The following is a 20,326-nucleotide window of genomic DNA, read 5'->3' as shown; positions in this document are numbered from 1 at the left end:
ACACATTTCTTCTGTATTTCACGACCAACACAAGGTGATAATATAACAAGAATACTGAATGGTTATTACTATCTAATTTCATTTATATACCAGCCCTTATAATTTATAAGACTGATTATATCAGAGGCAAAATAAAAAGGAAAACCTTTTGGCTACGCCAAACCGAAATTCATCTCCCACCTACCGTTGGGCTACGCCCTTCACACGCTTGAGGAAGGAGAATTCTTTCCGGAAATTCGTTAAAATATTCCAAAGTAATTCTCATTAAACGGCAATTATAAATGTAGGGTTCTACTTATGTCTGCGATTTATATAAATAATATGATTTATCAACTTATCTATATCTTGACTTAAACTTAGCACCTGCTGATGTCTAAATCCATATTTATCTACAAGTTTAATTAATTCTACTTTCTTGTCTTCAATTAGTTTTTGTAAGTTTCTCATCTCCATATCTATTAGAACTCCTTTTTTACGATTTAGCAGTTAAATTATAGTATAGATATAAAAAATAAAGAAACTGGAACTTTTGGAAATCGAAAGAAATTCAGACGTGTCTAAAATATAATAAAATTATATATATGCATAAATGCATTTAAATTCTTCCATGATAATGTTATAATAGAATTAACCAAGAAGTATCCAACAAATTATGATTAATCACTACACTTTCTTTCAGAATAAGTCAACATATAAAAAGACACTATGCATACTATAGTGTCTTTTTATATGTTCTAATATTAATTGAACGCCTCCCACCTACTCACTGGACTGTGCCCCTTCACACTCCTTGAGAAAGAAGTCTTCTTAGCTAAAATGATAAAAAACACTAATAGCCTTATTATTTTTCGTGATATTCAGTTAATAAAAACAATAAGGGTTTATTGTTTCCATTCCTAAAAATCCTTATTTTTAAATAAAAAAAGAAAAACACTCCCGAGAGTGCTTTTCTTTTTAATAAATATCATCTATACTGTTTTTACTAGGAGTTGATTTTAGAATATGATCTCTTAGGCTTAGGTAATACTTTTTATTTAATAAACCGCAAAATTGGCTGATTTTGTGGTTTATTTTTATGGGCGATAAAATTTAACATGGCCACCATCACGATCAAACCAACCTCTAAATGCCCAGTTAATCCATCCGCCATCACCTTTATTCGTGAATTCCCCATCCTCAAATACCCAAATTCCAAAAGTGATTCCATCATATACTGTTGTTCCGAAGAATTTAACACCGTTAAAACGATCCTCATAGTTTTGGTTTAAGTTAAAAACCATAACATTATAACGTTGACCTGCAGAATAAAATGTTGATTCCATTACACCTTTTACAAATCCTGAACGATTAGTTTGACTATTAATAGCATTCCTAATCAAATTAGCGATACCTAATACATCTATGCTTACATCTAAATTCGCACTAGCTTTGGCTGCATTTGGTAACTTAGACTCTACAAAATTAGTAGGTAATTCAGTAGATAAGTTAGTAGGAATATTAGTTTTAGCAGGAGAGACCTCAGCTGCACTTGCATCTGTTGGTGCGAAAGCTCCCAATCCTCCTAAACCAATAGTTCCAGCTAAAGCAAGGTTCACTAACTTTTTCATTTTTTTCATAAAAAAACCTCCTTTAAATTTTTATAAGGTATTCACCCTTACACCTCAAAGTATATATTTCTTATACAGAAGAGGCAAACGATTTTATCGAAATTTTTTTAAAGTTTTAATAGTCAAAAAGTTAATAAATATGCAAACAAAACTATTGTAAATGCATATAAGGGATAAAAACCAAAAGATATATACATTTAAAGGAATAAAAAACCATTAACTGAATTTTTTGTAAATAAATGAAAAAACTTTTGTTTTAGTGTCTTAGATTCTTGTGCAAGAAATACTTGTATTGTGTACAACGAGGTAGAGCCGCATCGCTATTAAGCTAAACTATTATAGTATCCACAGAAAAAATCAATTTTCCAGACAAATAAGAGTTATATAATATTGTAAATAAAAACATATCATCAACTCTAATAGAATAGAGCTTTTAATTTATTAATTAAAGAGAACTTTATTTTCGTACAGCTATGTACAACGATTCTTTCTAAAATAAAAATACATCACTATTTAATAGTGATGTATTTTTATTTTAGATATTAGAATAGGAATACGGACGAATTACTAAGGAAAAGGTTACTGGATAATATTTCTATAATAGAGCATTTAAATCCTAACTTCTCAATTTTATCTACACTTTCTTATCTGCCAACGAAACATTAGATACAATTATCAATCCATTTCCCTTTTAGGCTCTACCAACATGATGTGGGATTCCTTTTCAGTGAAAGGTTTATGCTCAACGCTTCTCGGGACAATAAACATCTCGCCCTTAGAAATTTTCACCTGTCCATCACGAAAATCGATGAACATCTCCCCTTCAAGCACAATAAATAGCTTATCCGTATTAGGATGCTCATGCCATATAAAATCTCCATTAGCTTTAAAAAGCTGAATTTGATCATCATTCATTTCACCAATCACTCGTGGATACCAATAATCGTTAATTTTAGATAACTCGTCATTTAGTTTAATAGGTTGGTAATGGATAATAATCCCTCCTCATTTTTAACTTCCACTATATTACAGTAATCTAAGTGAAAAAGTCGTCATTATGCTTAAAAAGAAAATGCTCAGGCCAGAACTTTTTATTCAGATAGTACAAAGGAGTGATTTCAATGAAAGTTCTTTCAATCCAATGTTCCTTTAACTCTCCATAAGTATAGAACAGTGATTTTCAAATAAGAATGGACCCCTGTTGACATTAGTATGGATTATTGATGAAATTCTCGCGATATTTAGTAGGCGAAATGCCAACTCGCTTCTTGAAAACTCTACTAAAATAAAAAGGGTCTGCGATTCCAACAGCCTGCGCAATTTGTTGTACAGGCACACCACTTGTACATAACATTTTTTGAGCTATCTTTATACGATAGTTCAATAAATATTCTGCTGGCCCCATACCTGCATGCTTTCTAAACACGTAAGAAAGACGATTTCGATTAATATTATTTTGTTCTGCAAGTGTATGCATTGTAATATCTTTGTAATAGCATTTATGAACATAACTAGATATTCTTTCGAATAAAGTATGCGACTCATAGTTGTTTTCTCTATTGACAACACTTAATAAAGCTTCATTCAACGCTTCGCGAAACAGCATTTCGGTCTGAAACATCGAAATGCCTCCACGCTGATTATATACATCCCAAAGACGCATAAGTAATTCGACAAGACGAGGAGATTGTCCTGTTAATAATTCAAAATGCTGATGAGTAAAGCCAGAGTCTTCTCGTTCTGAATTGCTTATCCGATATAAAACAAGAATATATTCCCAGTTTATTTCACCAAGCATTTTATGGGCTAATGTCATTTTTGCACCCCCATGTATAACTTTTCCTGGGGAAAGAGTATACGGCGTACCATTAAATTGAAATTGCGTCTTCCCTGTAAGTGGAAATACAAATCCTGGGAAAGAATCTGTAGACTCAGCACAAGGCACACCTGGATTTTTAGCATAACGATATACTCCTTCTACTCGGAAAGGATTATTGGCAAGATACTCTGCTAACTCATTCACGTCTAACTTCACAATGCACGCCTCATTTCAATTAAATTCATTTCCGCAAAATAACATGTAAAAAGTAAAAAAGAACACTTTTTACTTTTTCTAGCTTCCCAGCACAAATTTGAAAAAAGATTTCAAGCTATCCTTCACTATATTTAAATTTTTCTCTTAAATTCTTCTCAAAGATAACCCTATTATGTTCCATCTTATTATAAGTTTGAAATAAAATTTATGTATATTAAAATTATACTAAGTTTAACTAATAAGCATCCAAGTTTCTTTAATTAATCACTACATTTTCTTTAGAGCTATATCCACATATAAAAAGACACTATACAGTGTCTTTTTATATGCTTTGTTCCTTTAATCAATAGTAGTTTCCTAATGTAGATAGGCTCCCGTAGATTTCATAAACGCCCTCCTCTATATATTAAGGGGCACTACCTTATGGTAATTATATATATATTTGTAATATTCTGCATATTTTTTATAAACTACCTAAATATTTACAATTATTAGAAGAGTGTTATATTGATAGTAATCTATTAAACATTAAAAGTTTAATAGCAAAAAATAAAGGGGGATATAAATTATGATGAAATCTAAAATCAAGAAAGCTATAGGAGGGATTGCTTTAGCAACTGCTTTAGTTACATCCGCATTACCTGTCAGCGCAGCTACTGAATATGTATGGGTTAGAGATGCATATCCAGGATATGATAATTATGTTTTTGATAGCGCAAAGCAACGAGTTCAAATTTGGTCTGGAAATAATTATTTTTATGTAGATTGTGATTTTGTTGAATATGGTAAATGTTTTGTGAAAAGATAAATAGAAATCAAGAAAATGCCAACTTTTTTGGCATTTTCTTAATTTCTATTTGTATTATGTGGGTCACCATACATGCCCATCAGCTTAAGAAAAATAAACGCCCTAAAACGAAAAAAATGAGCTGACTTCTCAAAGTAACTGCCTGTAGAGAAAAGAAATTTTCGTTTAGGGGGTACTTCAAAACCTTAGCTTGATAGCGATGTGGCGGGACCCCTTTTAAGGTAGGAATTTTAAATTTATGTTTTTGAATATTTGAATGATTTGAAAACAGTCTGATCTATGCTAAAATGAATATGATATGAAAGATTGCTGATATATTTGCTATTGTAAAAGTAGTATTGATGGAATTATGTTGGTTCAATTTAAAGCAAAAGACATCTATTAAGGTGTCTTTTGCTTTAATGTAATTTACTAAGAATAATGAATCTACTTAACTAATTGCTGTTGGATTTCCTTAATTAACAGTTTAGCACCTTCAGGACTAAGAACGATTTGAGCATTTGCTAATGATATATTTTTTTCTGAAATATCACCAGTTATTGCACAAGCATCATAAGATTTGTATTTTTGTAAAATGATTTTTTCATCTTCTACAAATATTTCCATAGGATCTTTTTCTACAATTCCTAATGTTCTTCTTAACTCTTTCGGAAGAACAATTCGTCCTAATTCATCTACTCTTCGTGTAACACCTGTTGCTTTCATCTTATCCACCCTTTTTATTTTTTATAAATTTTCATATTTCTAGCTATTAATCTCCTATGAACAAGCAGATTAAATTATGTTTGCTTGGTATCATCTGCATTTAATAGTACAATTATATATCTAAAAAGGGTTTACTAGTAGTAATTTGACTGATTGTATTGAAAGTAGCCTTTATGTAGAAATAAGTAGATTATCTAGATTAGGTAATTTTTGTTGTATAAAATCAAAATGTAAAAATATAAATTGTGTGATGAACACATTTTTCTTTCTTACTACCATACAGAAATTGTCCCCCTAGCTCTTGCTAGGGATTTTTCTATGTATATTATTAATTGCATCATAAAAATACACACGTTGTAATAGTTACCTAATTACATATGAAGATGTGCTAAAAATGAATTAGACAGAATTAACAAAAGTAGTAGCGGAAAAAATAGAACTTACACTAAAAGAGGTAGTTGCAGTAACACAGGCTGTATTAGATACGATAATAAATGCGTTAGCTAATAAAGAAAAAGTACAGATACTAGGATTCGGTACATTTGAAGTGTGTGAAAGATCTGCATGTGCAGGACGTAACCCATAAACAGGTGAAGAAATGCAAATCGCTGCTTCAAAAGAACCTACATTTGAATCTGGAATAGAATTAAATGAGACAGTGAAATAAATGTACATAGTGAAAAGGATTTGATATTTTTATCACCCTTTTTTTAATAGCCTTTTTGTTCATAAAACAAAAAAGTATCAACCAAAACATATATTGGATGATACCCCTTCGTTTATAGACATATTATTTCTAAGTACACATCATGCAAAATTTATATAAATAATTTAGATTTCCCAAATAATGTAACCAACTTGTGTTACAATAAACATTTTTCATCAAAAAAAGACCTGCATAAATGCAAGTCAAATATAAATTATGGACTTTCTCTATATAAAGTCACAGAAAAATTTTCATATCAATTATGCGTCTGGTGATGGAAATCTTGCAGCTTCAAAATGCGTACTATTTTCTACATTAGAAATAACTCCAGCTACACTACTTTGTGCAAAAATCTCAACTATATCCCCTGCATTTAACTGAATGATTGATGAAACAGCAACAACATTAGCAAAGTTTATTGGACCAAAAAAATCATTATCTATTGCAATTGCCGGATTTCCATTAACTCGAATTTCTACCCGCGCTCTATAATTTGTGTTTAGATTATTGGGAATGAACGCAATAGTCCCAATAACAGAATAAACACCTCTTGTCTTTGGAATAAAAATTGATGTAGCTGGATTATACTCATTCGCTAAATCAAATTGTTCATTTTGAAATAAGACCTTAACAAATGTATTTGCTGATAAATTTTGATTAACTGTGCTCACAGCTCTAAAAGCAGATGCCCTTACAAGATTATATTGGTTATCATCAGAACAACAATTTACTTTTACATTAACCCAAGGTTTCTCCTCATGCTTTTTATCACATTTTTCATAACCCTTACTGCTTCTATGACAATCGTGATATTTCTTTTTGTAATCCTTACAATGATTACAGTAGTAATAAGACATACTAAATTCCTCCTTTTAATTTATTACTACATGCTATGTAAGATAGATTAGTACAGTTTGGACAATCTGTTACTAATTTTAATAGAATTAAAATTAGGCCTATCAAAAAATAGGTCAGTGAAACAATATAACATGTAAAGCAGAAAAACTTCATTTGAACCTATCTATATCAACACTACAAAATGCTAGAATTCCATTTCTGTTACTTTAAAACCAAGCTCATGTTATACCCAAATCCATAGTTATCAGCTCACTTTCGCTTTTTCCTCTGATAAAAATTCATATAAAAAAGAAACAAAGTCAAATTGACTTCGTTTCTTTTTTTACTAATTCTTTTTTGCTAGAATACGTTCAACCTCATCAACACTTAACTTGCTTGCTTTAGCAATCGTTTCAATTGGTACACCAAGTTCATGCATACCGTTAATTATTTGTATTTTCCCTTGCTGAATCCCTTCTTTTTTTCCTTCATTACGAGCATGAGCAAACTTCGCAGCTTCATCCATCAACGCTTTCTCCCTTGCTTCATACGCTTGTCGGAAAGAAGAATCTTGACTCATACGTTCCCATTTATCCATCGCTTTTTGTAAAATCGGGTCTTGGTTCATCGCAATATCCTCCAATGTTTGGGTTAATCTTTCATCTTCATTCGCTGAAAGTAATAACAACCAACGAACCAACGAATCTTCCCAGGGATTTACTTGTTCATTCCGCCACTGTTGCATGAGTTTTGGAATCTCCACAATATGAACTTCCAGATCATCACTTAACTTCTTTTGTTGCTGTTGATTCCATAGGATTCCTGTTGTATGAAATGCTTCATATTCTGGAAACATCACAAAGTTTAATAAATTAATCGTAATGGTTTTGTGAAGAGAACTATATGGCATTCCCTTTTGTAGTTGGGATGTATATAACCTTCCCCAGTAATACAAACTTCTCTTAATCATGTCATGATTGTTATTCAGCTGTATTTCTATATTTACTTTTATTCCTGTATCTAATGTAGCGGAAATATCTAAAATCGATAATTTATCCTCTTCATGTTCTCAGTGCAAGTGTGGATCTTCCAGTTGTAACGAAACAATGGGCGATTCTAAAGAATCCTGTAATATAGCATTTAAAAAAGCAATGAGAATATCCTCATTTCCACTTGTACCAAATAATTGTTAAAAAGCAAAATCAATGCGTAAATTCACTAATTGTTGGTTGGACATGGGTTTTCCTCTCCCCATCTCATATAATGTTTTTCTTTCATTGTACATAAAAGAGTGATTCATATACAAATAAGCTCTTATATCTGTGGACATAAGAGCTTATTTGCTACCATACATAATTAACAGATTAGTTGGCTGTCATAGAAATTGAAAGATTGCCTACTGTAAGGAAACTCACATTTAGTATACAAAATACGAACAAAAATGCCAATATACAAATGTATTCAAGACATTATATGACAATTGAAAAGTTACTTCTAGATTTCTTTAAGAGCGTTTTTCATGAAACTTTACTTTTTACTTGTTTACGGGCTATCTTATGATAACGTCCATGCTTTACTACCTGTCTAGCATCAATTAACTCCTCTTCCATCATATCTGAAACCTCTACAACAATGGTATTCGTTAAAACTCTTACCACATATCCAGTTAATTGCAAGGAAGGATTCTTACGATAAGAAAATTGAACGCAATCACCAATTTTTACTTTTGCTGTATGTTTCATATAATAACCTCCTAAATTATAATTAATCATTCAGTAGATTTTTATGTTTTGTTTCTTCATACTGCTTAGCAAGTTTGTAAAACGAAGAACGTTTGATACCATATTTCTTCATGACTCCTACTGCTGTAATGCTACCAGACTTCCATTCTTTATAGGCTTCAATAAATTCGGCTGTAATTTCTACTGGGGGACGTCCTAACCGCTTACCTTGCCTTTTAGCTAGAGCAATACCCTCCACTTGTCGCTGTTTAATATCATGCCGTTCTTTTTCTGCAAAAGCAGATAAAATGGTAAGAGTTGCTTTCTGAATAGCACTTTGAATAACATCATTTGTACTCTTACCTGTGTAATTTACATTAATGAATGGTTCTTTTATAAATTGTAAATTAATCTCATGCTTTTCATAGTATCTGAATTCCTCTAGGACATCATTCATGCTTCTTCCTAGTCTAGTTAAAGAATCAAATACAATGGTATCACCTGTACGAGCAAGATGTTTTAACATTTGATAATTTTCGCATTGCATATTTCTACCAGATTGTTTATCGATAAAAATATCTCGATTTTCTATCCCTAAATCTTTCATATTTCGAATTTGTCGTTCTTCATTTTGATCTTTACTGGAAACTCGTACATATCCAAATGTTTTGTGTTTCATTTCATACACCTCATCAATAATTACAACAAAAATATCTGTAAATGTTCATAGAATATACAGACATCCGTAAAATTTAAAACTAACCTTTATAGACACACAAAATACTTCCCACATCTTCGAACATATATTAATAAACCCCCATTGATCTCATGTACACATACTGAGATTAATGGGGGTTATCAGTTTAACATTCTATATGTTTTGTAAAACTCATTTATTAAATAAAAAAATCCCTTTACGATTTGTGAAGGGGTCAGTATACATTGAAAGGGTACTTCCATTTTAATATGTAAAAGAAAAAACTCGTATTGATAAAATTAACCTTTTTGTTTTTTGCCGTTTTTAATTCACTATAAAGAAAATGTAAAGATTAAATTCATCCTATATAGAGTTTTTGTGTTTCTCATTAGACATGTATATTTGATAAATCATAATTTTTATGCAATATTGCATAAAAAATACCTGTCGCTCCTGCTATAATTTTGAATGTAAACTGTTGCATCCAACATTTTATAATCTTCTATATTCATTAATATAGAGACCCTAATTGTAGGAAAAAGGAAAGAATATTGGTGGTTCTTCCCTTTTTCCTTATTTTTTATCTCTCTAATGATTCATTCTATAGTCTAAAATATTTTTATGAATAAAACCTGTTAAAATACAAAATTTTAGTTAGCAAACGAGAAATAAACACTTCATTATTATTTCTGCTATATTTAAAGGGCTTTTTTCTAATACAATAAGAAAAACAAAAAGAACTTGTAGAAATCACTACAAGTTCTTTTTGTTTTAAAGCGAATACACGGGACACATAAATTATCTCATTATTCATAACGAGGAAACCATATTGATTATGGCTTGATTTCATTATATAACAAATATTAACATCCAGAGTTTTAATGTTTGAAAATTATGTGAATTTATAATTAAAAATCCACCCTTCCTCTAAAAATTGATCGTTACAAGTTCTCGTAAGTTTTTTTCATGAGAAGTAATTAACTTTTAAACTCTTTCTAATATTCAAAACCACTATTTGTAATCCAATCCATATTTTATTGATACCAATCTAATTACAGCTATGCTACAATCCATTTGAAATATTGCTTTTGGGAATGCAATTGCTATTATAATCGCAATTTATTTTCTACAAACTGATTGGGTGTCAGCCCAAATTGCGGTTCTATTCCGCAATCCTTAACAAATTGTTAAGGACTTTTTTATCATTTTCAGACAGAAGACTCCTTCCTCAAAAATGTGAAGGTGTGAAACACCAATTGCAGGTGGAGATGAACGTCGGTTGGCATATAAAAGAATCCATGATAGTGCTTTTTCTAAATGAATATGTTACTCTTTAACGGCTGGTATTTATCATCGTAAGAAATCCAGTAACTTCATCAAAAAAATGCTCCTAGATTGATCTAGGAGCATTTTTTTGAAACATTATTTTTTATTTGCCTTTGATTCACTTTATTATAGTAACCGTGTTTTACTACTTGCCTAACATCATCTACTTCAAATCCCATTATCTCTGTAATATCTACAACAATTGTATTCTGTAGAACACTGACTACATATCCGGTTAATTCTAAATTAGGGTTTTTACGATATAAAAATTGAACATAATCCCCAATTGTTACTTCTGTTTTATGCTCCATTTGGTACCCCCTGAATCATCCTTAATTATTCGTTAGATTTCCTTTTTTTTTACTTCTTTATACTGTTTAGCAAGTCTATAAAATGTAGAATATTTAATATCCTATTTTGCCATTGCTTCTACATTAATTGTATTGAAAATTTTTAGTTAGCAAATTAGAGATAGATACTTCATTATCATTTCTGCTATATTTAAAAATTTTTACTCTAAATACAATGAGGGGTATCACCAGCATTTTGAAAAATAACCACGCTAAGAGTATGCAAGATATTATACAGTTTTTCTACTAATTCACGAACAAAAGAGGACCCTAAAACCTTGTCAGGGTAGTAATGTATAGAAAAATGCATAGACCCATAGCACAAAAAAGGGGGTTCCCTTGTGAGAGTAGGGTTCCTCCTTTACTATTGCTACTGATAATAGGACGTTATGTTAACCTCACATGAATAGAATATACATCTTAAAAACAGAAAAAGACTACCTTTTTCCAGTTAAAAGAAGTAGTCTTTTTCTATTACGTAATTTGGTTCCATAAATGATGCTTTATCGCATCTTGAATAGTTTACTCAAAGGGTATTTCCCACAATTATAGAAAATATCCTTTGTTTCTTAACTCTTTATTGTTGGCTAGATTGTTGGTTCTTTTTAGCTTCTGCTTGAGCGTTTTGTTGTTTTACTGCTTGTACATCTGTTTCACTAGCAAATTCCGTTCCAAATTTGTTAGATGCAGCATTTGTTCCTACAGAAGTTTTGTTTGGTTGTTTGTTATTATTCATTACAATCACCTCCATAAAATTTAATGTTCCCAATAGGATCGTAACTATCCCAAAAAGCTTTTAACGAATATACGATTGTTAATAATAGGACGTTATGTTAACTTCACGTGTATATGTTATACATCAAAACTCCTCATCCAGCGTTCCCCTCACATGGTACAATTAAGAAAAGGAGGAGAACTTCAAAATGATTTTAGAAGCAGTCATGTTGCAAATAAAAGACGGTATGGAGACGGAGTATGAATCAGTATTTAAGCAAGCATCCTCAATCATCTCTTCCATGCCAGGATACATAAATCATGAATTACAACGCTGTATGGAGCAGAAAGGAAAATATTTGCTCCTTGTGCAATGGGAAACTTTAGAAGACCACACGATAGGATTTCGTCAATCTGAACAATATCAAGAGTGGAAAGCATTATTGCATCACTTTTATGATCCATTTCCAACAGTTGAACACTTTAAGCCTGTAGAGTTATCACGAAACTCAACTTGACCGTCTATTAATAATTGAAAAGTAACTTCCAATAACGAGAATTATGTAAATAAGCTGTCCATATGGACAGCTTATTATATTTTTGCTTAGCGTACATAATTCGCGTTTTGTTGGTGCTACCCCATGCCCATCAACTTAAGAATTTTCACTACCCCTAAGCACAAAAAAACGAATCCTTTTTCAAAATAGGTTCGTTTTTTTATTGAAAGTGTTTTTGATCGAACTTTTTTATAAAGCTTCTCAAATACTCCATACAAAAATTTTAGCTACATGATTCTTCCAATTTTTTTAGCATATTCTCCACTCTTATAAACATACTGATTAATAGTAATAGCATAGACCCCATAAGTAAAAGTATTGCAGTGGAAGGGTTATTTAAAAATAGGCTGATAATACTTCCTAGTATAATAATTATAACTCCATTTTGTGTCATGATTTCAGAACTATACCTATTTCCAGCTTCCCAAAGTTTCATGTTTTTCATAGACCTAGTTGTTCGATAGCCAAATATTGGATTAATATCTGTTGGGGGTCTTTTTTTCAATAGTAATGAAGTTGATATAAAGATAATTCCAGTAACAAATTTTATATTAGTTAGAACGTACTTGCTACTTTAGCAGCCTTTTCAAGACCTGTGGTAATAATTTTTTCTGCACGGTTTAAGTAATCAATATATGTGTGTAGTACAGCTGGGATTGTTAAATTCCATAACGGGAAACCAAAGACTACTTTATCAGCTGCAAGGAATTGATCTAAATATTTATCAGCAACAGCTACTGCTTTTGCTTCTTCTGCTGTTAAATTAAATCCTCTACTTGCTTTAAATGTGCCGTTAATCATATCTACTCCTACATATGGTAATTCTTCCTTGTATAAATCAAGCTCTATCACTGTATCATTTGGATGTGATTCTTTGTAACTTGCTAAAAAGCCTCATATAATTTCACACTAACCGCCTGATTCGCTGGACGATTGTTTGCTTTTACAAATAATACTGTTGTCATGCTTTTTCCTCCTGTTACTCACTATTATGTTGTTATATTTTTAAAGGGATTATATTGTCTTTACAATGTCTTTTTAAAACTGCACTCCATGTCTCCACCTAGTGCTTCAGCTGTATCACCAGTTTCTCTGAAATCATGTGTATGAATTAGTTCAAACGGACCAAAATCTGTTTGTTTATAAAATTCATAGCAAGGGAATCCATCATGTTTACCTTCAATATCAACAGTGCCATTTTTTTTTGACATGCACAGTTAAAAGATAGTCAACAGCAGGTACATTTATATTTAATGGGTTGCTAGCACTTGCACTCATTTGAAACTTGACGCCATTAGAACTCCATTAACTTAAAAGCATAATATCCCCCATAATAATGAAAAAATACGCTATTCTTGTTTTAGAAATATATATAGAAAGGATGGCGTTTTTGTATGTCTATTTCTGTATCTGATGAATTACAGCTATTTGCTCAAGAGATTCACCGCTTTTTATCTCCAAATATTTTACGAGACCTTGCTAGGGATGTTGAATTGCTCCTTATGAAGAAAAAACGAGAGCTTAGTGAGTATAAAGCCATATAGATGATTAAAGACTATTTTCTTCTTCTATTCCAAACTATACAAAAAAACACCCAAGAGCTATCAAAGGTGTTACTTCGTCTGTTCAATCTCCTACAGCAAAACGGGCGAAAATCTCATCGATATGAGAAAAAAACAGTCTTTGATATATTAGGTGTTGTTTACAATTGTACCATGTCTGATAATCAAGCGGCTTAATTCAAAAAATGAAACCCGTTAGGATTTATTTCGTATGCAAATCTTTAAATTCCCTACACGTAGCCTTTAGAAAAAGAGAAGCAACCTCTACTATGATTGACGTTGTATGAGCTTAGCTTGATAGCGATGTGGTGCTACCCCATGCCCATCAAGCTTAAGATCTTGAAGGTACCCCCAAACGAAAAATTTACTTATCTACATCAGCTCATTTTATACATCTAGCGGTTTATTCTTTGATAGTTGTTGTACTTCTGTTTGAATATAAATAAAGTAAGTCCCATTTATCCAAAAACACCCCTGATTTCCATTATGTATAGGAAATTAGGGGTGTTTTTCAGTATATAAAACTTCAACATTATTAATAAGTCTTCTTTTAAAATATAGATGGTTAAACAGATGAAAAACTTCAATTATTATATTGTCCCTTATTTCTTAAATAAAGGTGCTATTTTATCAATTTGATTTGTCCAAATTCCACCTGTATAATCGTCAGGAAGGCGTTTTATATCTTCAGATGAGTCAAATCCACTTGAAAATCCAAACCCATTTCCTCCTACAACGATAACTCGAGTATCTGCTTTATCCATTCGATTAAGAAAACGATTTGGCCATCCCCAAAGCCAAGGAGCTACTTTGTCTGGTATATGTAACTCTCCATGCTTCAGGCTTGAAGGTATGTAGCCAGTCCACCCTAATGCCATATAAGTAATAAGATCTTTTTTCATGGTCGCTTTTGACATTGTTCGTAAACTAGGGATGCGCTCTTTTATCGCAGCAATTGGTTTATCGCCACCATATATAGTTAGTTGATCAAGGCGTTTCGCTGGTAATTTCTTAAGGTGAGCAGCCAATTGGATTCCTTCATTTTCATCATCACTTTTAATATGAATAAGAAAAGAACGATCTGGAAAATGGTTAAGTACTTCATCAAGTGTTGGCATAAGATTAATCCCTTTACCACGAAACGGGAATGTTTTACCTCCATCAGCTGTATAACCGTAACCAATATCAAGTGCTTGTAGTTCTTTTGTTGTAAAATCTCTTGTAACACCTTTACCATTAGTACGGCAATCAAGAGTCCAGTCATGAAAAATAACAAAATTATTATCTTTAGTTGGTTGAACATCAAACTCTACTAGATCAGCTCCAGCTTTAAATGCCGCTTCCATAGATGGAATTGTATTTTCTAAATAAGAATGTTCAGGTTCATTTATACGTTCTGCTGTACATGTATCGCTCTCAATCTCTTCCATGCTAAATGTTTGCGAAAGTCCTCGGTGAGCAAGAAGAAGAGGAGTTCCATCATCCCTCTTAGCAAAAAAAGAACTGTTATTTACATAAACAAATACGAATAGGATAAGAATTATCCAAGTCGTTTTACGTTTCAATAACCTTTTTAGTTTGTTCATTGTATGCTCCTCTTAAATTTTGGTTGAAATGCCTTAAACAATTTTTGGCATTTAAATACTGGTAAATATTAAAGCCTATCTTATTTTTTCGCAATGGATATAATTGTTAATTAAAGGCTGGTACTATGATATAAAACGGGGGCAATAGAAATCAATTCAATAACTACTCAACCTTCAATAAGAGTAGTTTTGAAAGATTTCTATGAGAATTTAATATAAATGGGTATTTGTAATATCCTATTATTTAAGAATCAATTTACTATATGTATATAATTATCTGACAGCATCTTAATCACCTTATTGAAGGATTAGAGGCCGTCTAAATAAAACTGGATAATAAATTAACATCATACCTACAAATGAGCAAACCAAATAAAAAATAGCCTCGTATTTTATTACTAGAGAAATATTATTATCAATCTTTTTTTCATCTCTTTTATATAACATTTTGAATAATACTCTATATAATAAATACCCAATAATTGCTCCCAGGGTGTTCATAGATAAATCATCAATATCTGTAATTCTATTATCTAGCAATTGACCTAACTCAATAGCCAATGAAAAACCGAATCCAGCATAGGCAGTACTTTTCACTCTTCTAAACTGCGGCCAAATAGCCGGCAATAAAAAACCTAATGGCATAAACAGTAAAATGTTTAAGACATAAGTAGTCATACCTTCAGAAGCAAATGGAATCAAGTTAATTTGATTTGCACGAATTAATGTTTCGTATCTACCTATGTCCCATATAGTCCCTATCTGCGTCACCTTATACACTAGTGAAAGGTAGAATAGAAAAACATACACCCATAGAAAATGCTGAATAGATATATTTTTTTTCGTTTTAAAATAAAATCCAATTTGAAACATTATACAAAAAATAATAGTAAAAAAATAAGTATATAAATAATTAATCAAAACTCCTGAATGCATTTAAAATCTCCTAACTTTACATTGTAATCTATAACTTTGTCATTTTAGAATATAATTCAAGAACGGGTGGTCATAATCACCCCACCCATATCTTTTACAGGTATTTCAACATCAATTGTCTTGCTTTGAAAAAAGGGATAATATGACATCGTATATTTTTCCCCCTCAATACTTGCTGAAATGCTCTCTTCTTCTTTTAAATAATCCAGGTATTCTTCCAAGGCTAAATTCATTTTTTGCATAATCGTACTGTGAGGCAAACCGACATAGCGAATATGCCAAGGTTCATATTGAATACCTGTAACATCCGTTTTATCCGAGGGATAGCGTAAGATAAAGCCGTATTTCCAAGCATTTTTTTCTATCCACTTCCCTTCAGGTGCTCGGTCCATTTGCGTTAAGCCTGATCCTACATCAAGTGATAAACCTGAATTATGTTCACTATAACCTGCTGGTAAGGCATAATCAGCCTTCATCTCATGGTAAAGTCCACTTGGCGCATAGGATATTTACTGTTAATTAAGAGCAGATTCCCTTGATAGATGTGTTCTTTTACAATCTCTTTCTTTTGAATAATTGAGGTAGTCCCTGTATTATCTATGTTATCTTTGTGATTTTGATCATATTTTTGAACCTCTACTTTATTCTGAAAAAACAGTGCTTTATTCATGAAAGCAAAACCTAAGAAAAATAACAATAAAAAAACACCACTTCTTCATTTTCAGCTTCCTCCTTAGGTAAATGACTTGATGATAATGTCACGCTGATTCAAACGCTGAAGATTTCGGATATGAAACTCTTAACGATTACTTTCTGCAAAGCGATGCTATATCTAGATGTGTATACTCTGTTCAGTGGTGTGCAGGAACATCCAAAACAGTAGATTGCTCATTTGGCACAATTCGCTAAAAAGAAAAGAAATATTTGTGTCACTCTTTTTCTAAACATTTGAGCTATTTTAATCCACGCATAAGTTATCATATCTTTCTTTGACGAAATAAAAAAAGCTCGTTCTTATGGTTTAAGTCTACCGCATAAGAACGAACCATTTTTTAATATTAAATTGTTAATTTCCTAAGAAAAAATAGAGATAACCTTAAGAATTTCTTAAGAAATAATGATTATTTTCTAAGAATCCCCTTTATCAACCGAGTCTTGGAAGACTGGAAGTTCTACCGTGAAAGTCGTAGAGTTATCATTACTTTCCGCGTAAATCTGTCCGCCATGCTGAACAATGATTTCTTTTGCAATCGCCAATCCAAGTCCCACGCCGCCCGTATCAGAAGAACGGGCATCATCCAATCTGTAAAACTTTTCAAATATGGTAGCGAGTTTATCTTTCGGGATGTTTCCGGCGTTCTCAAAAACGATGGATACCACATCATCGGAGAGTTCCGCCGTAATGTCAATTACACTGTCGTTCTCGCTGTATGCAGCGGCGTTTTTTAAAATATTGTTAAAGACCCTCGCTAGCTTATCAGGGTCACCAAATACGGTCAAATCTTCAGAAGCATGGAGTACCACCTGTTTCCCCTTCGCAGAAAGCTGGGGATAAAATTCATCAGTCATTTGCACCAGCATATAGTATAGGTCTATGTGCTTTTTCGTGAGCGTAATCGTTTGAAGGTTATATCGCGTAATCTCAAAAAACTCGTCGATTAGCTGTTCCAGGCGATACGCTTTGTCTAACGTGATATGCACGTACTTTGCCTTTTGCTCTCTTGGCATGTCTGGTGCCTCGTCAAGCAGGATCAGATAACCGATAACTGATGTAAGAGGCGTTTTAATATCGTGTGCCAAGTACATAACAACTTCATTTTTCCTTTGTTCGGCCACCTTTGCATCATGCTCTCGCTTTTCAAGGGTTCGCTTTAATGTGTTGAGCTTCTGTTCCATGAACTCCATTTCCGCAGAAAGCTCAATTTGTTTATCTTCGTTCTGAATAAGTATATCAATACCGGTATTTATCTCTTCAAAGTATTTTACAAATTTTAAAAGCATAACTCGGCATAGAATAAGAATACTAATGGCAACCGCCACATAAATAAAAATTTCTATATTGTTCCGTATAGTATACTGATATATTATCATTGCGTCCCAACGCTCTAAATGATAACTGTTTTCCAAAAAACGTACGATCCACTCCCCCAGTGTCCCTTGGATAAATAGACGCACAAACAGCACAAATACAACTGCTGCCATGACAATCGTAAGGATATACTGGTAGAGTTTTCGTTTTAATTTTGAATAATCGATTTTTTTATTCTTATTTTTATTTTTCAATTTTATAGCCGATCCCCCATACCGTTTTTATATACTTCGGATTATCAACCGTGTCGTTCATCTTTTCTCGCAGATGTCGGATATGCACGGTGATAGTGTTATTGCTCTTGCTGAAATATTCGTCACCCCATATCTCATGAAACAGCTGCTCAGAGCTAACCACATTCCCCTTGTTTTCACAGAGGATACGCAGGATTGAAAACTCGGTGGGAGTGAGAGATAACGGCTTCTCGTTCAGAGAACACTCATGCGTGCTTATATTAATGACAAGACCAGAGTGAACGATAACATTCTCGTTCTGTGCCGTTACTCCATTGTATTTTTTATATCGGCGTAACTGCGCCTTGACTCGCGCAATTAACTCTAGTGGGCGAAAGGGTTTTGTAATATAATCGTCCGCACCAATTGTTAGCCCTGTAATTTTATCTACTTCCGTATCTTTCGCCGTCAACATAATAATTGGATAGGTGTGCTTGTCCCTTATTTTTTGACAGATAGTGAGACCACTTACGTCGGGAAGCATGATATCCAATATTGCAAGGTCAAGCACATTCTTATCTATACATTCCAGTGCTTCTTTGGCGGTATAGTATTTGAAAACCGTATAATTCTCGTTTTTCAAATATAGCTCAACCAAATCTGCAATTTCGCGTTCATCTTCCACAATAAGTACTTTATCACTCATGGTTACCAATCCTCCTCTATGGATGTGCTTTTTTTCAATCGGAATCTTTTCTGAATAACGAGCCTATCATACCTATTACACCAAGTAAAGTCATATTGCTGTATACAGACACAGTCGGTTACACAAAATAGATTCTCGGATTTACTCATTTATTAGGATTTAATTTTACGCCAAGAATAAGAGATCCATCGGACTCAAAATTATTTACAATAGATAAAGCAAATGATTATCCAAAACTAGAAGGAGGTCCCGTCCTATCCATATGAACCTAACAAAACAAAGTCCCTTCCTAAAATGAAAAAATACGCCATCCTTTCCTATGATTCTACGAAAAGAATAGCGTATTTGTTAAGTGACAATAAAGTTGTTTAATTCTTATTGGACTAACGCGCAGTTTAGTACAAAAATCAAAGGTAAGGGAGGATTTCCACCTTTACCTTATTTTAACTTTAGCTCTAGTATAGGGTATGGACGTCCAGAAGAATCTGTTTCCGTTTCACTTACTATAAAAAAGCCATTATTAATATAGAATTTAGTTGCACTCTTATTGTCTTTATTTACATCAACTGTTGTAATATCAAAGTCTTTAATTAAAGAATTAATAATAGCTTTACCGTATCCTTTACCTATTTTATTAGGTTTTAAGAATAACATTTCTAAGTGTTGTTTATTTATAGCAGAAAAGCCAATTAAATCCTCTTTCTCATACCATAACTGGACATTAAGATGTGGGAAATATGAGGGGATTTCTTTTTTAAACTCTTCTCTATCGGTATCTCTTAAAAAATGATGAGTAGCTAAAACCGACTCTTCCCATATATTCAAAATTGTATCATAATCTTTCTGATTTGCTTTTCTATATATCATTAATATCTCTCCTTTAGCTTTAAATTATCAACTCCTTCCCAATAAGTATTTTATGATTTTCATATTATATAACCACGAACTTAAAATGTTCATTAATAAAACCTCCAAATAAACATTTAGATAATTTGATTATACTATCAAATCTTTATTATTACTTTACAGTATTTTTTCATTTTAGGAGGTATTTTGTTTTTTTAACTTGATAGCGATGTGGTGCTACCCCACATCCATCAACTTAAGGATTCGGGCTATTTTTGAAATTAAAAGCGCGTTACTATTTTCTTATATTAATGAGAAAGGGTGACGTGCTTTTTATGAATATGCATCAAAAGCAAGAGTTGTCT

Annotated in this window: 18 protein-coding genes and 8 pseudogenes; 5 read left to right on the top strand and 21 right to left on the bottom strand. The window is 32.3% G+C overall.

Features of this window, described 5'->3' with window-relative positions:
• The 5 genes and pseudogenes from EBQ15_RS29995 to EBQ15_RS29970 form a co-directional block, all read right to left on the bottom strand.
• Positions 1–82 (bottom strand): annotated as a pseudogene (locus tag EBQ15_RS29995) (IS200/IS605 family transposase); the annotation flags it as partial.
• Between the two features lie 209 nt (positions 83–291).
• Positions 292–453, bottom strand: coding sequence for an aspartyl-phosphate phosphatase Spo0E family protein (locus EBQ15_RS29990; RefSeq protein WP_000425963.1), 162 nt, complete (start codon positions 451–453; stop codon positions 292–294).
• A gap of 620 nt (positions 454–1,073) precedes the next feature.
• Entirely contained in the window at positions 1,074–1,571 is a 498-nt protein-coding gene (locus EBQ15_RS29985; protein WP_372584636.1) for a stress protein, read from the bottom strand.
• 711 nt (positions 1,572–2,282) lie between these two features.
• Entirely contained in the window at positions 2,283–2,522 is a 240-nt protein-coding gene (locus EBQ15_RS29980) for a cupin domain-containing protein (protein WP_000997183.1), read from the bottom strand.
• A 292-nt stretch (positions 2,523–2,814) separates the two neighbouring features.
• A complete protein-coding gene (locus tag EBQ15_RS29970) occupies positions 2,815–3,642 on the bottom strand; it encodes a helix-turn-helix transcriptional regulator (protein WP_000762797.1) in 828 nt (275 codons plus the stop codon).
• 568 nt (positions 3,643–4,210) lie between these two features.
• On the opposite strand from EBQ15_RS29970, the gene EBQ15_RS29965 reads away from it, so the two are divergent.
• Positions 4,211–4,450: a hypothetical protein gene (locus tag EBQ15_RS29965; RefSeq protein WP_000978065.1), complete on the top strand. Its 240-nt coding sequence runs from the start codon at positions 4,211–4,213 to the stop codon at positions 4,448–4,450.
• A 426-nt stretch (positions 4,451–4,876) separates the two neighbouring features.
• On the opposite strand, the gene EBQ15_RS29960 is transcribed toward EBQ15_RS29965, so the two are convergent.
• Positions 4,877–5,155 (bottom strand): AbrB/MazE/SpoVT family DNA-binding domain-containing protein, encoded by a 279-nt coding sequence (locus EBQ15_RS29960; RefSeq protein ID WP_000648354.1) that lies wholly within the window; start codon positions 5,153–5,155, stop codon positions 4,877–4,879.
• 403 nt (positions 5,156–5,558) lie between these two features.
• Here EBQ15_RS29960 and EBQ15_RS29955 point away from each other — a divergent pair.
• Positions 5,559–5,822, top strand: a pseudogene (locus tag EBQ15_RS29955) (HU family DNA-binding protein); the annotation flags it as partial.
• Positions 5,823–6,121: 299 nt separating this feature from the next.
• On the opposite strand, the gene EBQ15_RS29950 reads toward EBQ15_RS29955, so the two are convergent.
• From EBQ15_RS29950 to EBQ15_RS29920, 6 genes and pseudogenes are all read right to left on the bottom strand, one after another.
• Complete coding sequence (locus EBQ15_RS29950; RefSeq protein WP_000122948.1) at positions 6,122–6,718, bottom strand: hypothetical protein; 597 nt, start codon at positions 6,716–6,718, stop codon at positions 6,122–6,124.
• A 326-nt stretch (positions 6,719–7,044) separates the two neighbouring features.
• Positions 7,045–7,935: pseudogene (locus EBQ15_RS29945) on the bottom strand (Rpn family recombination-promoting nuclease/putative transposase).
• 280 nt (positions 7,936–8,215) lie between these two features.
• Positions 8,216–8,440 (bottom strand): DUF2187 family protein, encoded by a 225-nt coding sequence (locus tag EBQ15_RS29940; RefSeq protein ID WP_000683046.1) that lies wholly within the window; start codon positions 8,438–8,440, stop codon positions 8,216–8,218.
• Positions 8,441–8,462: 22 nt separating this feature from the next.
• Complete coding sequence (locus EBQ15_RS29935; RefSeq protein ID WP_000681165.1) at positions 8,463–9,098, bottom strand: recombinase family protein; 636 nt, start codon at positions 9,096–9,098, stop codon at positions 8,463–8,465.
• A gap of 1,418 nt (positions 9,099–10,516) precedes the next feature.
• Complete coding sequence (locus EBQ15_RS29925; protein ID WP_000400417.1) at positions 10,517–10,753, bottom strand: DUF2187 family protein; 237 nt, start codon at positions 10,751–10,753, stop codon at positions 10,517–10,519.
• A gap of 616 nt (positions 10,754–11,369) precedes the next feature.
• Positions 11,370–11,528: a gamma-type small acid-soluble spore protein gene (locus EBQ15_RS29920; RefSeq protein WP_001063580.1), complete on the bottom strand. Its 159-nt coding sequence runs from the start codon at positions 11,526–11,528 to the stop codon at positions 11,370–11,372.
• Between the two features lie 187 nt (positions 11,529–11,715).
• Between EBQ15_RS29920 and EBQ15_RS29915 the strand changes: the two genes are divergently transcribed.
• Positions 11,716–12,024, top strand: coding sequence for an antibiotic biosynthesis monooxygenase family protein (locus EBQ15_RS29915; protein ID WP_000599690.1), 309 nt, complete (start codon positions 11,716–11,718; stop codon positions 12,022–12,024).
• 262 nt (positions 12,025–12,286) lie between these two features.
• Here the strand turns inward: EBQ15_RS29915 and EBQ15_RS29910 are convergent, their stop codons facing one another.
• The 3 genes and pseudogenes from EBQ15_RS29910 to EBQ15_RS29900 form a co-directional block, all read right to left on the bottom strand.
• Positions 12,287–12,613, bottom strand: a complete 327-nt coding sequence (locus EBQ15_RS29910) for an SdpI family protein (RefSeq protein WP_082182383.1) — start codon at positions 12,611–12,613, stop codon at positions 12,287–12,289.
• 56 nt (positions 12,614–12,669) lie between these two features.
• Positions 12,670–13,028, bottom strand: a pseudogene (locus EBQ15_RS29905) (FMN-dependent NADH-azoreductase); the annotation flags it as partial.
• Between the two features lie 60 nt (positions 13,029–13,088).
• Positions 13,089–13,368, bottom strand: a pseudogene (locus tag EBQ15_RS29900) (DUF3238 domain-containing protein); the annotation flags it as partial.
• Between the two features lie 185 nt (positions 13,369–13,553).
• Between EBQ15_RS29900 and EBQ15_RS29895 the strand changes: the two are divergent.
• Positions 13,554–13,802 (top strand): annotated as a pseudogene (locus tag EBQ15_RS29895) (IS4 family transposase); the annotation flags it as partial.
• A 425-nt stretch (positions 13,803–14,227) separates the two neighbouring features.
• Here EBQ15_RS29895 and EBQ15_RS29890 read toward each other — a convergent pair.
• The 5 genes and pseudogenes from EBQ15_RS29890 to vanR-A all read right to left on the bottom strand — a co-directional run bounded on the left by EBQ15_RS29890 (position 14,228) and on the right by vanR-A (position 19,115).
• Complete coding sequence (locus EBQ15_RS29890; RefSeq protein ID WP_001037572.1) at positions 14,228–15,211, bottom strand: glycerophosphodiester phosphodiesterase family protein; 984 nt, start codon at positions 15,209–15,211, stop codon at positions 14,228–14,230.
• A 297-nt stretch (positions 15,212–15,508) separates the two neighbouring features.
• A complete protein-coding gene (locus EBQ15_RS29885) occupies positions 15,509–16,147 on the bottom strand; it encodes a VanZ family protein (protein WP_000555583.1) in 639 nt (212 codons plus the stop codon).
• Between the two features lie 56 nt (positions 16,148–16,203).
• A pseudogene (locus tag EBQ15_RS31765) lies at positions 16,204–16,817 on the bottom strand (M15 family metallopeptidase).
• Positions 16,818–17,275: 458 nt separating this feature from the next.
• A complete protein-coding gene (gene vanS / locus EBQ15_RS29870; RefSeq protein ID WP_000791893.1) occupies positions 17,276–18,430 on the bottom strand; it encodes a vancomycin resistance histidine kinase VanS in 1,155 nt (384 codons plus the stop codon).
• A complete protein-coding gene (gene vanR-A, locus EBQ15_RS29865; protein ID WP_001281108.1) occupies positions 18,420–19,115 on the bottom strand; it encodes a vancomycin resistance response regulator transcription factor VanR-A in 696 nt (231 codons plus the stop codon). The genes vanS and vanR-A overlap by 11 nt, the downstream gene beginning before the upstream one ends.
• A 101-nt stretch (positions 19,116–19,216) precedes the next feature.
• Between vanR-A and EBQ15_RS31760 the strand changes: the two are divergent.
• Positions 19,217–19,357: pseudogene (locus tag EBQ15_RS31760) on the top strand (Tn3 family transposase); the annotation flags it as partial.
• A 196-nt stretch (positions 19,358–19,553) separates the two neighbouring features.
• Here the strand turns inward: EBQ15_RS31760 and EBQ15_RS29855 are convergent.
• Positions 19,554–19,982, bottom strand: a complete 429-nt coding sequence (locus tag EBQ15_RS29855) for a GNAT family N-acetyltransferase (protein WP_000640391.1) — start codon at positions 19,980–19,982, stop codon at positions 19,554–19,556.
• Positions 19,983–20,326 lie beyond the last annotated feature (344 nt).

Source organism: Bacillus sp. 2D03, from assembly GCF_003946765.1.
In the GTDB taxonomy this organism is placed as follows: Bacteria; Bacillota; Bacilli; order Bacillales; family Bacillaceae_G; genus Bacillus_A; species Bacillus_A cereus.
Note: the sequence above shows the minus strand (reverse complement) of the source record. Positions and strands in the feature narration are given on the sequence as shown.